12 protein-coding genes are annotated in these 15,342 nt (G+C 62.3%); 5 read left to right on the forward strand and 7 right to left on the reverse strand.

Annotation, left to right across the window (positions count from 1 at the left end):
• Window positions 1–8: 8 nt before the first annotated feature.
• Window positions 9–335 (forward strand): DUF5629 family protein, encoded by a 327-nt coding sequence (locus J7302_RS23640; RefSeq protein WP_215380498.1) that lies wholly within the window; start codon window positions 9–11, stop codon window positions 333–335.
• Window positions 336–416: 81 nt separating this feature from the next.
• On the opposite strand, the gene J7302_RS23645 is transcribed toward J7302_RS23640, so the two are convergent.
• Window positions 417–1,019 (reverse strand): helix-turn-helix domain-containing protein, encoded by a 603-nt coding sequence (locus J7302_RS23645; protein WP_215380500.1) that lies wholly within the window; start codon window positions 1,017–1,019, stop codon window positions 417–419.
• Window positions 1,020–1,068: 49 nt separating this feature from the next.
• Here J7302_RS23645 and rhtA point away from each other — a divergent pair, with 49 nt between their 5' ends.
• Together rhtA and epsC are read left to right on the forward strand one after the other, a co-directional pair.
• Window positions 1,069–1,962 (forward strand): threonine/homoserine exporter RhtA, encoded by an 894-nt coding sequence (gene rhtA / locus J7302_RS23650; protein WP_215380502.1) that lies wholly within the window; start codon window positions 1,069–1,071, stop codon window positions 1,960–1,962.
• Between the two features lie 97 nt (window positions 1,963–2,059).
• Entirely contained in the window at window positions 2,060–3,001 is a 942-nt protein-coding gene (epsC, locus tag J7302_RS23655) for a serine O-acetyltransferase EpsC (RefSeq protein ID WP_215380504.1), read from the forward strand.
• Window positions 3,002–3,629: 628 nt separating this feature from the next.
• On the opposite strand, the gene tpx is transcribed toward epsC, so the two are convergent.
• From tpx to J7302_RS23675, 4 genes are all read right to left on the reverse strand, one after another.
• Window positions 3,630–4,127: a thiol peroxidase gene (gene tpx, locus J7302_RS23660; RefSeq protein WP_215380507.1), complete on the reverse strand. Its 498-nt coding sequence runs from the start codon at window positions 4,125–4,127 to the stop codon at window positions 3,630–3,632.
• A gap of 159 nt (window positions 4,128–4,286) precedes the next feature.
• On the reverse strand, window positions 4,287–7,928 hold the full coding sequence (locus J7302_RS23665; RefSeq protein ID WP_215380510.1) for a translocation/assembly module TamB domain-containing protein: 3,642 nt from the start codon (window positions 7,926–7,928) through the stop codon (window positions 4,287–4,289).
• Window positions 7,925–9,655: an autotransporter assembly complex protein TamA gene (locus J7302_RS23670; RefSeq protein ID WP_215380514.1), complete on the reverse strand. Its 1,731-nt coding sequence runs from the start codon at window positions 9,653–9,655 to the stop codon at window positions 7,925–7,927. Before J7302_RS23670 ends, J7302_RS23665 begins: the two co-directional genes overlap by 4 nt.
• 47 nt (window positions 9,656–9,702) lie before the next feature.
• Window positions 9,703–10,356 (reverse strand): GNAT family N-acetyltransferase, encoded by a 654-nt coding sequence (locus J7302_RS23675; RefSeq protein WP_215380516.1) that lies wholly within the window; start codon window positions 10,354–10,356, stop codon window positions 9,703–9,705.
• A gap of 133 nt (window positions 10,357–10,489) precedes the next feature.
• Here J7302_RS23675 and xthA point away from each other — a divergent pair, with 133 nt between their 5' ends.
• Window positions 10,490–11,302 (forward strand): exodeoxyribonuclease III, encoded by an 813-nt coding sequence (gene xthA / locus J7302_RS23680; RefSeq protein WP_215380519.1) that lies wholly within the window; start codon window positions 10,490–10,492, stop codon window positions 11,300–11,302.
• Between the two features lie 144 nt (window positions 11,303–11,446).
• Here the strand turns inward: xthA and J7302_RS23685 are convergent, their stop codons facing one another.
• Together J7302_RS23685 and J7302_RS23690 are read right to left on the reverse strand one after the other, a co-directional pair.
• Window positions 11,447–12,862, reverse strand: a complete 1,416-nt coding sequence (locus J7302_RS23685) for a DUF2252 domain-containing protein (RefSeq protein WP_215380521.1) — start codon at window positions 12,860–12,862, stop codon at window positions 11,447–11,449.
• Between the two features lie 204 nt (window positions 12,863–13,066).
• Complete coding sequence (locus tag J7302_RS23690) at window positions 13,067–13,396, reverse strand: YegP family protein (protein ID WP_215380523.1); 330 nt, start codon at window positions 13,394–13,396, stop codon at window positions 13,067–13,069.
• A gap of 270 nt (window positions 13,397–13,666) precedes the next feature.
• Here J7302_RS23690 and J7302_RS23695 point away from each other — a divergent pair, with 270 nt between their 5' ends.
• The gene (locus J7302_RS23695; protein WP_215380526.1) at window positions 13,667–15,049 is read left to right on the forward strand and encodes a substrate-binding domain-containing protein; all 1,383 of its coding nucleotides are present in this window, start codon (window positions 13,667–13,669) and stop codon (window positions 15,047–15,049) included.
• Window positions 15,050–15,342 lie beyond the last annotated feature (293 nt).

Genomic DNA, 15,342 nt, shown 5'->3' on the forward strand with positions numbered 1-15,342 from the left:
TTGGAAACATGCACCACGACACCTTGTTCGCCGCCCTGCAAACTGCCGACATGCTGGAAATCGATGGGCTGCACGCCTGGGAGTTCACGCTTGAACCGACCCAGCTGGCGGCACTAGAAGCCGGCCAACCGGGTGATGGCGAAGCACCTTTCCTGCGCGTGGAATGCATGGATGGTCGCACCCGCCGCGAATGGCGCTTCAGCCTCGCAGCCGTCCAGGCCGCAAGTTTCGACGCGGCCAACGTTTGCTGGACCCTTGACGACACCCAGGGCAGCCATACCCTGCGTTGCCTGGATGCGTTCATCGGCAGCGACGACGATGGAGAAGCAGAGTAAACGCCACAACGGGCTGTTCGCTGTGGGAGGACTCATTCGTACCCACAGCCCAACCAGACACCTGAAGGGCGACTACACCACTCAAGTCAGGACATTGCGGATAAAACGTACCAGGCTATCGGTCTGGTTGGCGTAGGTGTATGGCTGGTCGCTGGCGAACACCAGGAAATCACCAGCGGGTATCTGGTTCTCGAGGTCGCCGCGACGAACGCTCAGGATGCCCTCGATGACGTAGACCATTTCCTGCCACCCTTGCGCATCGGGCTCGGCGACATGCGCCTCGCCCGGCCCAAGGGACCAGCTCCAGAGCTCCACCTCGTGTCGCGCGGTGGCGCTGGCCAGCAACGTAGCGCGGCTGCCCGGCTTCTTTCCGACCCAGGCCACCGCATTGATCCGTGAGCGATCCGGCCGGTCCGGCCGCTGGACCAGGTCAGGGAAAAACACACCCAAGGCCGCAGCGATACGATCCAGGGTCGCCAGGCTGACGTTCACGTCACCGCCTTCGATGCCCACCAGCATCCTTCGGCTGACGCCTGCGGCGCTGGCAAGCGCCTCCTGGCTCAGGCCAGCGGTGCGACGCAGGCGGCGCACGTTCTCGGAAACGTGTTCGAGCACATTGGGGCGATCATCAGATTTGGGCAACATATTGCTCACACCCTGTTTTTTGCGCACTATGTTGCACATAATCAGTAGAAATGCGCCACCCCTTTCACTGCCTCGCCGGATCCGTCCAATGACCTCGCTGTCGCGTCGCCTTGCATCAAGTCTGCTTCCCGTTTCCGTCCTGATGGTCGCCATGGCGTCCGTCCAGAGTGGCGCGTCCCTGGCCAAGAGCCTGTTCCCGATAATCGGCGCCCAAGGCACCACTACCCTGCGCCTGGTCTTTGCCGCGCTGATCCTGCTGGTAGTGCTGCGGCCCTGGCGCGCCCGCCTCAATGCCGGCTCGCTGCGCACGATCATCATCTACGGCATGGCGCTGGGTGGCATGAACCTGATGTTCTACATGTCGCTGCGCACCATCCCGCTGGGCATTGCCGTGGCCCTGGAATTCACTGGTCCGCTCGCGGTGGCGCTATTCGCCTCCCGTCGACCGATCGACTTCGTCTGGATCGCCCTGGCGGTGCTCGGCCTGTGGCTTCTCCTGCCTCTCGGCCAGACCAGCGACCACCTCGATCACACTGGCATTGCCTATGCGCTGGGGGCCGGGGTCTGCTGGGCGCTCTACATCCTCTTCGGGCAGCGCGCAGGCGCCGACCACGGGATGCAAGGCGCCGCTTTGGGCGTCATGGTCGCTGCCCTATTCATCGCGCCCATTGGCGTCGTGCATGCCGGCAGTGCCCTGCTTGCTCCAGAACTGCTGCCAGTGGCCCTAGGCGTCGCACTCCTTTCAACGGCCATTCCGTACAGTCTGGAAATGATCGCCCTGACTCGTTTGCCAGCGCAGACTTTCGGTACCCTGATGAGCATCGAACCCGCCTTCGGTGCCCTGTCCGGGTTGCTGTTCCTTGGCGAAACGCTGGCGGCCAGCCAGTGGTTGGCCATCTGCTGCATCATCCTCGCCTCGATCGGCTGTACCGCGACGGCCACCCCGCGCCAGCAAGTCCAGCCCCTGGTGCCGGCGGACTGAAGGTCCGTCAGGCGTTTCCTGCGAATCACCGCTTGCAGAAAAGGGGTGATTCTCAGCAGGCTATAGCGATCCGGCCAATGCTTAACAGGTAACCCACATGAACAGACTCCCCTATGTCGCGACCGGCTGCCATCCGGTCAACTGGCAGCTCGACCAGATCGTCACCGAACTGCGTGAGGCTCGTGCCCAGTGGCGTAGCAAGAACGGCCGGTTGCAGGACCGCGGTGGGCGCGAACTGCCTTCGCGCACCACCGTCGGGCAGATCATCGAAGCCCTGGGTGGCGCCCTCTTCCCCATGCGACTCGGCCCGGCTGACCTGCGTGAGGAAAGCGAAGATTTCTACGTCGGCCACACACTGGACATGGCGCTCAACGCCCTTGCCGGTGAAGTACGCCGCGAATTGAGCTACGCAGCGCGGCAGAACGGGGCTAGCGGTGAAGACATCGCCAGCCAGGCCATCGAGATCGTCAAGGGCTTCGCTGCCACCCTGCCCAAGCTGCGGGTCCTGCTGGATACCGACGTGCTGGCCGCCTTCCAGGGCGACCCCGCCGCACGTAGCGTGGACGAAGTACTGATCTGCTACCCCGGCGTGCACGCGGTCATCCACCACCGCCTGGCGCATTACTTCTACAAGGCCGGTCTGCCACTGCTGGCGCGGATGATCGCCGAGATCGCCCACTCCGCTACCGGCATCGACATCCACCCCGGTGCTCAGATCGGCAAGAGTTTCTTCATCGACCATGGCACCGGCGTGGTCATCGGTGAGACAGCCATCATTGGCGAGCGCGTACGCATTTATCAGGCCGTCACCCTCGGCGCCAAGCGCTTCCCGGCGGATGAGGACGGCAACCTGCAGAAAGGCCAGCCGCGTCACCCGATCGTCGAGGATGACGTGGTGATCTACGCTGGCGCCACCATCCTGGGTCGCATCACCATCGGCAAGGGCTCCACCATCGGCGGCAATGTCTGGCTGACCCGCAGCGTGCCACCGGGCAGCAACATCACCCAGGCCAACCTGCAGAATGAGCAAGGGGTTTGAGGAACGCGCTGTAACAACAAAAAAGGTTCATCGCGGAATCTGGGGGAGATGCGAGTTGACAGCCGGACAGCCGGTACTCTCTCTGTAGGAGCCAGCTTGCTGGCGAACATTCGCCATTCGCCAGCAAGCTGGCTCCTACAAGGTTTCGTGCGCCTTCGATGTGTCACTCCGCCCGACAAGTCCGCCAAGGAGGTGTTGCAGACTGCTTTCCGGGGAAGGCGGGAAGCCGGCGCCAGACAGTCGATCCGCTCGGATACGCGTCCGCAGTACAGGCAGTCGACGCGACGCACCGGCAGTTGTAGCAGGTTGGCGGATGTGCTGCTGCTCGTGGATCAACAGGTTGGGTTTGGCACGCGGCTGCAAATCGGGAAGCGCTCGGCTTGGGGCTCAAGACTGATCAGCAGGGTGTCGTGAGTGGATTGGCGACAGGCGACGACCTCGTAGCCTGGCCAGAAAGGGGCAAGATCAATAGGATGCACGGCGACAGCAGGGGGTGGGGGTTGGGATGTTTGGCGATTGCCAATTTACCCGCTTCCCCGACTGTCAACTCGCTCTTTCCCCCGATTCCGCAAAGAACCACAAAAAAGGGAGGCCACTGGCCTCCCTTCTTCATTCACGTCACCGCTGCTCAGAGCGCAGCGATCGCTGCCGCGTAGTCGGGCTCGTCAGCGATTTCTGCTACCAGCTCGCTGTGCAGCACTTTATCGTTCTCATCCAGCACCACCACGGCACGGGCCGCAATGCCTGCCAGCGGGCCGTTGGCGATAGCCACACCGTAATCCTTGAGGAAGTTCTGGCCGCGCATCGTCGACAGGTTCACCACATTCTCCAGGCCTTCAGCACCACAGAAACGCTTCTGCGCGAACGGCAGGTCGGCGGAAATGCACAGCACGAGGGTATTGGGCAGCTTGCTGGCTTCAGCGTTGAACTTGCGCACTGAGGTGGCGCAAGTCGGGGTGTCGACGCTCGGGAAGATGTTCAGCACCTTGCGTTTGCCGCTCAGACTGGCCAGGGTCACGTCAGACAGGTCGCCGCCGACCAGGCTGAACGCCGGGGCTTGCTGGCCCTTCTGCGGCAGTTGGCCTTCGACGTTGATCGGGTTGCCCTTCAGGGTTACTTGAGCCATTGCATGAGTCCTTGTTTCAGGTGGGGTTGCACGAAAACGCAAAGTTAAGCATGGGCCACGGAAAATGTCCTGACTTTTGAGTCAGGGCTTTCGGCATCCTTGTTTGGCATGGCCAGCTTCTGCCCGAGGCCTGTCAGCGGAGTCCGGTATGCGCGGGAATCAAAAATCCCGCTTGTAGAACAAATCCAACGAACTGGCCAGGCCACTGGCCGCCTCCAGGTAAAGGCGCTTGGTGAGCTCGTAACGCACCGCGACCACGCTGGTGGGCTCCAGCACGCCAAGGCCATAGCGAAAGCTCAGGCGGTCGGTAATCTGCCCGATGGCACCGTCGTCATCAACCATCAGTTCCTTGAGGCCAAGTCGCTCGGCAAGTTCGCTGGTCAGCGGCGCGCTGCCCGACAAGCCCAGGGCCACAGCCGCCTGGCCAACGGCATTGCCATCACCACCAGCATTCAGCGGTCGTCCGAGAACCAGGTAGGACAGTGCCTGCTCCTGGCTCATGGCCGGGTTGGAGAAGACCTCCGTGCTGGGCTCGTCAGCACGACCGTTGAGGCGCAGCCCTGCCGTCACGTCGCCCACCGTGCGCACCGCCTCCACATCCAGGTAAGGCTGGTCCAGTGGGCCGGCGAACAGCAGGCGCGCGCGGCGCAGATCGAGGCGCTGGCCGTAGGCACGATAGCGACCGTTCTTCAGTACCAACTCGCCACGCCCGACCAGATTGTCGCCTACCTCCAGATGCCCCTGGAGGTCCGCGGTGAGGCCGAAGCCGGAAAAGCGCAAGCGCTCCTGGCCGACTTCGACGTCCACATCCATGGCCAGTTTCAATCCCTTCGCTTCGGGCTGGTCTTCCCCGACGATGCGGGCATCCGGTGAAACCTTCACCGCCTGAGGCGGTAGCTCACGGATGCTGATCTTGCCCTTGGGCACCAACACTTTGCCGCTCACGGCCAAGCGCTCGCCCGCCAGGCCAATGCGCAGGTCCGGCTCCACTTCCAGGTTGGCGTAGGGCTCGACGACCAGCGGCAAACGCGAGCCGCGCAGGGTGAGATCAACGTCCAGCCCTTGGGCCCACGCCAAGCTGCCGGAAAGACTGCCCTGCCCTTGCTCGCCGCTGCGCCATTGACCAGAGAGCTCAAGGCTTTCGCCAGCGATACGCGCGTCCAGCTCCAGATTGTCGAAACTCAGCGGCAGGTCGCCACCGCCAATCCGGCCATCGCGCAAATTGAGATTGCCCAGCACATAGGGCGACAGCAAGGTACCGCCGAGGCTGCCTCCACCCAGCAGGCGCCCTTCCAGCTGTTCCACCTTGGGTACGAACGGACGTATCACCGCCAGATCCAGCCCTTCAAGACGGAACTGGCCAGACAGCGGTTTGTTCGCCGGGCGCGGATCGACGCGGGCATCCAGTTGCAGTTGGCCGAGCCCATCGCCCTGGAAGCTCAGCTGGCTGTCGATCCGCTGCGGCCGTAGTGTGCTATCGAGCAACAGGCGCTGGTACGGGAAATCCACCCAGCGGTCTTCCTCCTTCAGGCGCAGCACACCGCTGCCAGCATCCAGGCGGATATGCCCGTTGGGGCCGCTGGCCGGCAGGTCGAGTTTCACATCTGCGTTGAGCTCACCCTGCCAGGAAAAGTCTTCCGGCAGCCAACGTGCCAGGCTGGCCAGCGGGAAGTCCCGGAGGCGGTAATCCAGTTTGGGCTCCGGCATCAGTCGTTGCTCGCCACCGCACAAACTCGCGGCACCGGAGCGCCAGCAGTGGGCACCAAAGTCGAGGCGGCCATCGGCCTGGCGCTGGATCCTGGCAGGAGCCTCAAGACGCCAATCCTGGCCCCCGGCCTGGACCTCGCCACGCGCCAATCGGCCCGACCAGGCTTGCCCATCGAGCTTGCCGTCGAGCGCCAACAACAGATCCAGCAAAGGCCCCTTGAGCTGGAGCTCCAGTTGCTGGCGCTGGAGATCACCGGAGCCCTTGGCCGTCAGCGCGCCAAACTCATTGTCGCCGGACGCCAGGCCATCCGCCTGAAGCATCAGGTTGCCCCGCTGGGCCTGGTCCAGTTTCGCGTCCACCTTCAGCGTATCCAGGCGGTTGTCTGCCTGACCCAGGTGTGCACCGGTGAGCGTCAGCTGTCCTTCCGGGGCCTGCGGCGTGCCGGCCAGGTCGAGACGACCCTGCAAACGACCAAAAAGCTTGGGCCAGAGTTGGCCGAGTCGGTTGAGCGCAAGATCGATCCGCCCCGTCAGCTTCTGGTCCAGCTGAGCCTGGCCTTCAACCTTGTTATCGCCTAGACGCACCTGCATTCCGCTGAGTGCCCAGCGCTCGCCGGCCCCATTGGCCTTGGCCTGAAACAATGCAGGTTGGCCGCGTAGCTGGCCGTTCAGGTCAAGGTCGGCGTCCAGCTCCAGGCGGCCGTCGCGCCAGACGCCTTTGGACTGGAGCTTGCCAGCCAGGCGACCGGGCAACGCCTCAATCCAGTAAGCCGGGTCCAGATCGCTGAGCGCCAGCTGGCTGTCCCAGCCGATGCCCTGGGCAAATTCGATCCGTGCCCTACCTTGCGCCCGGCCCTTGCCGGCCTGAAGCAGCAGGTCATCCAGGGAGACGCTGGCCAGGTCGCCGGCCACCGGACTGCTCAGGCTGAAGTCACCCGCAGGCCCCGTAAGCTGGCCATCGAACCGGCCTTGATAGCGGCTCTCGGCATAGTGGATCTCGGCAACCAGCTGATGGAGCTCCACCGGTGGTGGCTGTTCCTGCGGGAACAGTCGTTGCCACGGGAAGTCCCGCCATTGCAATCGGCTATCGATGGCCAGGGCTTGTTGCCAGTCGACTCGCCCGATCAACTCCAGGCGCTGCTCCGGCGCGGTCGCCAGACGCAATTGGCGGATATCGGCCCCTTTGGCATTCACGCGCGCGCCGAGGTCCAACGCCACGTCGCCTCCCTCCCCCGGCAGATTGGCTTTGCCCAGAACCTCGTAGCCCTGATTCAGGTCACCATGGGCCGTCAGCTCCAAATGGTTCAGGGTGAGTGTGGCAGGCAGCTCGGCGCCGGCTTTGAATCCGTCGGCCGTCAGGCGTGCGCTGGCCGGGAGCCCGTCAACCAGTGGCTGCAGTTCACCCTCCAGCCTTCCTGCCAGATAGCCGCTGCTGTCGGCGCGCAGCATCAGCCGTTCCTGCAGTTTGCCTTCGATATCCAACGCAAGGCGCCAAGGCTGATCATCCGGAGCGGGCAGCTCAAGCGTGCCCCGCAACTTCAGCGGCCAGCCAACCTCCGGTTGCAGGGAGCCTTGCAGCTCAAGCGCCAAGTCATCGCGATGCAGGCTGAGACGCTCGATCAACAAGCCTTCGGCCCGCCAACGGGCAACTAGTCGGAGATCCTGGAATTGATCGCTGCCATCCATGACGAAGCGGCCAATCCGCACCTGATCCACCTGGATGGCCAATGGCAGGCGCAACTCCGGCAGATTGACCGGGCCTGTGTCGCCGGACTGAGTTGCCGGCCGCGTCAAGTCGATGCGCTCGCTCGCCAGCTCCCTCACACACAGCATGCCGCGCAGCAGGCAGGCGGGCGACCAGTCCAAGGCTGGCGATTGCAGCGACAGCACGATATCGCCCTGTGCCCAGACAACTCGCTCGGCGCTCCAGCGCCCGGCCAGCCGCCCCTCGAAGCCCTGCACATCGAGGCCGGGCAGCTGGCCAACCAACCACCGCCCTCCTGCTGCGCTGAAAAGGAGAACCGCCAGCAGAGCCAGAAGCCCAACCAACAAGGCAGCAAGGCCCAGCAGCCCGCGCTTCAGCCCCCGGGTCATAGCTCAGGCCCCATGGAGAAGTGGATGCGATAGCCACCGGGATCATCCAGGGCTTTGGCCAGGTCGAGGCGGATCGGACCGACCGGCGACACCCAGCGCACGCCAATACCGGCGCCGGTTTTCATGGCGGCATTGAGCGAGTCCATCGCGTTGCCACGATCGACAAAGGCTGCAAGTCGCCAGCGTTCGGCAATCGGGTACTGATATTCGGCACTGCCGACCAGCAAGTAGCGTCCGCCGACTTTGTTGCCCTCGTGATCCTCAGGCGACAGTGTCTGGTAGTCATAGCCACGCACACTCTGGTCACCACCGGCGAAGAAGCGCAGCGATGGCGGGATGGCGTCGAAGTCGGTCGTCGCGATGCCGCCAGCCTGCGCCCGGCCGAGGAAGCGGTGGCCACCGGGCAAGGTGTAAAGGCCCTTGGCCATGGCGCTGGCATAGGTGAAATCGGCGTCAGAAAGGATGCCCTCTTTCGCGCCGCGCACATCAAATTGCAACGAGTAGCCCCGACTGGGGTCGAGCTTGGCATCACTGCGCGTGACCCCAAAATTGATCCCCGGCATCAAGAAGCTGCTGCGTCCATCGTCGCTGCCGTCACCGAAGTCGAAGTTTTCCTGTTCCCAGCGCAACGACACGATCCGCTGCCAATCATTTGGCAACTTCGACTGCCATTGAGTACCCAGGGTGAAGCGACGACTCCTGACATCAACCAGGTCCTCCCGCTGCAAGCCGGTGGTGAAGCGCAAGCTGTCGGTCAACGGCGGGTCCAGCGGAATCTGGTACCAGGCGCCGACGCTCTGCCGCACACCGGAAGCTTCTGTCTCCGCGCCCAGGCTGTGGCCTTGGGGGTTGACCCAGTGGCGTGTCCAATTGGCCCGCGCACGGGGTCCGACGTCGGTCGAAACGCCAACGCCCAAACCAACCGTGCGCGGCATGACCGCCTTGAGGCGCACGCTCACGGGGATCAGGCGGCCGCCGCCCTGCGTCGGGCTGGCATCCACGCGCACTTCTTCGAAATAGCCGCTGGCCTGGAGATTCTGGCTGAGCTTGGCGACCTGGTCCGAGTCGTAGGGCGTGTTCGCCGGGAAGGGGACCAGCCGCGCGAGCAGGTCTGGATCGAAGGGTGTATCACCCTGGAAGCTGACGGCACCGAGGCTGTAGCGCGGACCGCTGTCGTAGATCAGTTCGATATCGGCATAGCCGGCACGCGGGTCGATATCAAGGCGCTGGGAACGGAAACGACCCGCGAAGAAACCAAAGCGTAGGGCCTGGTTCTGAATGAGCTTCTTGGCATCCTCGTAGGCGTCATGTTCGAGCCGCGCGTCCGGCTTCAGACGTTTGCTATTGGGCACACGGAACGCCTTCAGCGTTGAAGCCTCACCCTCCACACGCACGACGACATTACGCAACCGCACGGGCTCGCCAGGCACCACGGTCAAGCGCAACGTAGGCGCCTTGCCCTCGGCCACCCGGCTGTCGATCTCGGCCTGGTAATAACCCAGCGCCTGGGCGGCCATACGCGCCTGCTCCTCGGCAGCACGGCGGAACCGTTGCAAGGCATTCTCGTCACGATCACCAAGGTCGCCGATAAAGGCCTCGATATTGGCCTTCAGCGCCGCATTGGCAGGGTCGACTTTCACTTCGAGCGTGGCTTTCGCCAACACCAGCGTGCTCGTGCACAGCAGGCTGAGCAATACCAGCCCGCGCAATCCATGGCAGAAATTCATTCGCGAAATGCTATCACGGGACGCCGGAGCGTCCCTAGTTGTAGCAATCAGCCATTGGCCTCCATCAGAGGACGCGGGTTGGGATGGAAGAACACGTGCTCGACCACCGAGCCCAGGGCCACCTCCCCCACCTCCTCATATCCCTGGCGTTTGTAGAATTCCAGGTAACGCGGGTTTCCGGTGTCCAGCACTACCCCCTGCGAGCCCGAATCTTCGGCGCACCAGTTGTGTAACGCCTCCAGCAGTTTTTCACCCAGGTGGCGCCCCTGGAACTCCGGATGGATCCCGATCAGCGGCAGCACGTGGTAAGGCCCCGGAGGCAGGCAGGCGAGCACTGCTTCGTGATAGTCGAGGTAGCGGCGGGTGCAACGGAAGCCCGTACTCAACAACATACGCAAGCGCCAACCCCAGCTCTCGGTGATATCCAACCGACGCTGTGGCGGTGCGATCAGCACGATGCCTACCAGGCGCTCCTCGATCAACAGGCCGATGGCCGGCAGCTCCTCGCTGAAGTGCTGTTGAACAAGCTCCCGGACGGTCGCCCGCACGCGCTGGTCATACCCGGGGCGCTCAGCCTCGAACAGGTAGGCGAAGGTCGGCTCATGGCGGTAAGCGTGATACAGCAGGGAGCGCGCTTCGCGGCTGTAGCCGCCATCCAACATGCGCAGTTCGACTGGTGCGGTAGGAATGTATCCAGGCATTAGTGGCACCTCTTTAGTCATTCTTTATTTATCGGGCCAAGGGCCAAATTAGCACCGCCCTGGAAGACTGGCCAGAAACTGGCCGCACCGACGCCTATCGGCTAGCATCCGCCTTTTCACAGGATGCGCTGAGATGAAAATCGTTTCTTTCAATATCAATGGCCTGCGTGCGCGGCCGCACCAGTTGGAGGCGTTGATTGCCAAGCACCAGCCGGACGTGATCGGCCTGCAGGAAACCAAGGTCGCCGACGAACAGTTTCCGGAAGCGGAGATCCGCCAGCTCGGCTATCACGTGCATTACCACGGACAGAAAGGCCATTACGGCGTTGCCCTGCTTTCCCGCCAGGAGCCCCTGGAACTGCACAAAGGCTTCCCGGATGACCCGGAAGATGCGCAGCGACGATTCATCTATGGCACCTTCGCCGACGCTCAGGGCAATCCGATCACGGTCATGAACGGTTACTTCCCGCAGGGCGAAAACCGTGAGCATCCGGTGAAGTTCCCGGCCAAGCAGCGGTTCTATGCCAACCTGCAGACACTTCTGGAAAACGGCTTCCAGCCCGGCCAGCCACTGGTGGTGATGGGGGATATCAATATCTCGCCCGAGGACAGCGACATCGGCATCGGTGAAGAGAACCGCAAGCGCTGGCTGAAAACCGGCAAGTGTTCCTTCCTTCCGGAGGAGCGCGAATGGCTTGCGCGCCTCAAGGGCTGGGGCCTGATCGACAGTTACCGCCACCTCAACCCCGACGTGAATGATCGCTTCAGCTGGTTCGATTACCGCAGCCGAGGTTTCGAGGATAATCCCAAACGCGGCCTGCGAATCGATGTGATCCTGGCCAGCAACCCGCTGCAGTCGCGGATCAAGGATGCCGGTATCGATTACGATCTGCGCAGCATGGAAAAGCCATCCGATCACGCGCCAATCTGGTTGGAGCTGGCCTGACCGCAGGCCAGATTGCTGAGTTTGCCACCAACAAACTCAGCAGCGACTCAGTCCGGACTGAAGCCCGGGATATCATCACCCAACATTTGAGTTGAAGCGCAACGCAGCCCCTCCGCGAAATGGCCAAGGCCCCAGGAGACCCGGTCACTCTTCCTCGAACAGCGCCTTGATTCGTCCGGACTTTTCGGCGGCCACCAGGGCTGCATAGTCTTTCGCATTCTGATCCGCGTAGGCCATGGCAAATTCTCCAAGGGCTTTGTCGAAAGCATCCGACTTGCCCAGATAACCGCTGATCAGCGCTGAATCACCGGATTTGGCATGGGCGCGAGCCAGGGTGCGGCCGCACAACTCGGCATAAAGCATCGTTTGTTCAGCCGATGCACCTTCGACAGGCACGGACATCTTCATGTCCCGTAACTGACGTACAAAGAAACATCGGCCTTCCCGGCCGTGGGTCCACCCCAGAAAGATGTCGCTGGAAGACTGCATCAGCCGCTGCCCTGTGACAACTCGTTGGCCGTGGTTTTCATAGATGCTCTTGCCGGCATATGGCTCCAGCACCGAGGGACAAGCCTCTTTGATCTGCAGGAGCAGCGGGTGATTCTCTGCCGAGAAGAACAGACCAACGAAACAACGAGTACCAACGCTGCCAATCCCGACTGCCTTGACGGCAATGTCTTCGAGACGGTAACGATCAATCAAGTTGCGGCGCTCGTCTGGCAAGGAGAGTCGATAGGCGTCCAGCGCCTCGTGTACGGTTTGATCGTAGCCCTTTTCAGCGAGATGAAAAAAGACCGGCGGCTGATCGATCAAGCGGCGCCTCCCACCAACCTCGCCACTGATTGTGGGGTACAGGTAATCGCCGACACGCTGCCTGGCTTTGGCCATCAATTGTTCCCGAGACCTCCTGATCTTGGCATTGGGGGCCATATCGAGAATGGTTTCGGCGTCAAGGCGGTCATACCAGACCTCCAACGGACTCAACTTCGAACATTCGCGCAGCCGCTCACGGTAGGCACGCACGCACTCGGTTGCCGCAGCCCGGGCCACCTTGTCTGAGAGCTGGTTGTCGAGCGCGGCCACGGCGAAACTGACAGCGAGGCGTTTGACATCCCACTCCCAGGGAGCGGGAAGGGTTTCGTCAAAATCATTGATGTCGAAGATCAGGTTTCGCTCGGGAGTTGCGAAAAGTCCAAAGTTCAGCAGGTGGCAATCCCCACAGACTTGCACCTTTATGCCTGTATTCGGCGTGGTGGCCAGGTCGTAAGCCATCAGCCCCGCCGAACCACGCAAAAAGGTAAAAGGGCTCTGCAGCATGCGCCCGTAACGGACCGGCACCAGTTCGGCCAGTCGATAGCGGTTGGACTCTTCCAGGACGGCTACAGGGTCACGGTGCTTGCGCGGCAGTTTCCATATCGCATGGCTCGAACGTGGCACGGTCTCGCGCAAGCGTTCGCCCTTACTGATGCGTTCTTCGCGCGAGTAAAAGACCGGCTCGAACCGCTCCGATTCGGCTTGTTTCGTTGAATGCTTTGCAGACTTTTTCGTAGTGGAAGACATGCCCTCTCCTTCACCTGAGTCAATCGGATTCTCGACCCGCCGACGCTATCGAGCTGCAACTTGATCAGGCATCAAAGCAAGAGTAGCAGCCGTTATCTGCTGCACTGGGGCCCCAGCACGGGCGATGCTAGAGACCGCCTGAGGAGCAGAGTTAAAAAGCCCATCCGAAGATGGGCCCTTTCTTTCTGCGCTGGTCTCGATGCCTCAGGCCTCTTTCACCAACTGCGTCGCACCCACCCGCATGATGGTCTCGATCGCCAGCTCCAGGGTTGGCTCCGAGTCATAGAGATGACTGACGCTAATCGTTTCCTTGTTGGCCGCGCGCAGATGGAAGTACGACTTGCCGCCCGAATCCATACGGCGCTGATAGCGCTCCTGGTGAACGCAGTTCTCCCTGAACAGGGCAATCGCCTCCTCCGCAGCCGTGCGGTCCGGATACAGCCCGCTATCCAGCAGGGTCTGCGCGTCAGCCGCCTTGAGCCGAACCCGCCACGTGCCGCCGCTGTTCTTTCTCAGCTCGAACCAACCACTCATCACAACACTCCTTACACCTTTCAGGAAATGCGCATCAGCGCCAGGTGAAAGCCGCGAAAAATGGCGGACTTTCAGCAGCGGGCTACCCTAGCCGCTCCAGAAATTCCCACATGCAGGACAAGGCTTATACGGCTGTAGGAAACGCCTAAACGCCCCCAAAAGATCACTTCAAGGGTAATTCCCGCTTCAGGCAACGGCCTGTCACATCTCCGTCACCGCTTTGACTTAATCTCGCGGCTCTTTCCAGTCCCTCCTAGAAGGTGTTCTCCAATGCCCCGCTCCCTGACCGTCAGCGAAAAGGATTTGTGGAGTCGTACGCCCAGTCTCCTGCTGCTCGGTTTCTTCTGCTACGCCTTTCCCTGGTCGGTATTTGCCGCCCTGCCGTTGCACAACGAATCAACGCCGGTATTGCGCATCCAAGGCTCCAACACCATCGGTGCCAAGTTGGCGCCAGCTTTGGTCAGGGGACTGATGGAACAGCAGGGGCTGCAGGCAATTCAGCAACTTCCGGGAGACCGCGAAAATGAAGTCATCGTCGTGGGCAAGAGCGCCGATGGCCGCCAAGCGCGGATTGCACTGGCTGCTCACGGCTCGTCCACAGGCTTTATCGCGCTGAAGGACGGCAGCGCCGACCTGGCCGCCTCATCGCGGCCGATCAAGGACGCCGAAGTCACCGAACTGGCCGGTTTTGGCGACCTGCGCAGTCACTCGGCCGAACAGGTGATCGCCATTGATGGCTTGGCGATCATCCTGCATCCGGAAAATCCGCTGCGCTCGCTGAGCACCGATCAGCTGGCGGCTATCTTTGCCGGTGAAGTGAAGACTTGGGAGGAGCTGGGTGGTCACGGCGGATCCATTCGCCTCTACGCCCGGGATGACCAGTCCGGCACCTACGACACCTTCAAGGAGCTGGTGCTCGCGCGCCATGGCAAGAGCCTGGCCAGTGCCGCCTCGCGGTTCGAGTCCAATGACAAGCTCGCTGCCGCCGTCAGCGATGATCCGCAAGGCATCGGCTTCGTCGGCCTGGCGTCCATCGGCCGGGCTCGGACGGTAGCCATTGCCGACGGCGAGTCGCAGGCCATGTTCCCAAGCACCAGCCTGATCGCCACCGAAGACTATCCGTTGTCGCGTCGGCTCTTCTTCTACATCAAACCCGGCCAGAGCAACCCCTGGGCCGAGGCCCTGGTGCAGTTCGCGCAAAGCCCCCGCGGCCAAGCCATCGTGGCGCAGACCGGGTTCGTCGGCCAACAGGTTCAGGCGATCAAGGTCGAGGCACTCGACAGCATGCCCGCCCCCTATCGCGACCTTGCCGACGGCGCCCAGAGGCTTTCGGTGAACTTCCGCTTCCAGGAAGGCAGCGCAGCGCTCGACACCAAGGCCATGCGCGATGTGGAGCGGGTGCTGGGCTATCTGCAGCAGGCAGGCAAGATGGACCGCCGAGCCGTTCTGGTGGGGTTCGGTGATCCCAAGGCCGATCCGCATCGGGCCGACCTGCTGTCGAAGCTGCGCGCGATGGCGGTGCGCCGTGAGTTGGCCAAGGGTGGCGTCAGCTTCCGCGAGGTCATCGGCCTTGGCGACGAGCTGCCCGTAGCCGCCAACAGCGCAGACGAAGGGCGGATCAAGAACCGCCGCGTGGAAGTCTGGGTGTACTGAATCCACGTCGCTTGGCCACTCACCCTCTCTCCCTGTGGGAGCGAGGGTGAAGCCACTTTCAGAACAGAGGTCGAAACGGCTGGTCAGGCGGCTCGCCTTTTTTGTGGTTCTTCGCGGAATCTGGGGGCAGAGCGAGTTGACAGTCAGGGAAGTGGGCAGATTGGCAGTCGCCAAACACACCAACCCCCACGCCCAGCTGTCGCCGTGCATCCTATTGATCTTGCTGCTTTCTGGCCAGGCTACGAGGTCGTCACCTGTCGCCAATCCACTCACGACACCCTGCTAATCAGTCT

It is taken from the genome of Metapseudomonas boanensis, assembly GCF_018704125.1.
Lineage (GTDB): Bacteria > Pseudomonadota > Gammaproteobacteria > Pseudomonadales > Pseudomonadaceae > Metapseudomonas > Metapseudomonas boanensis.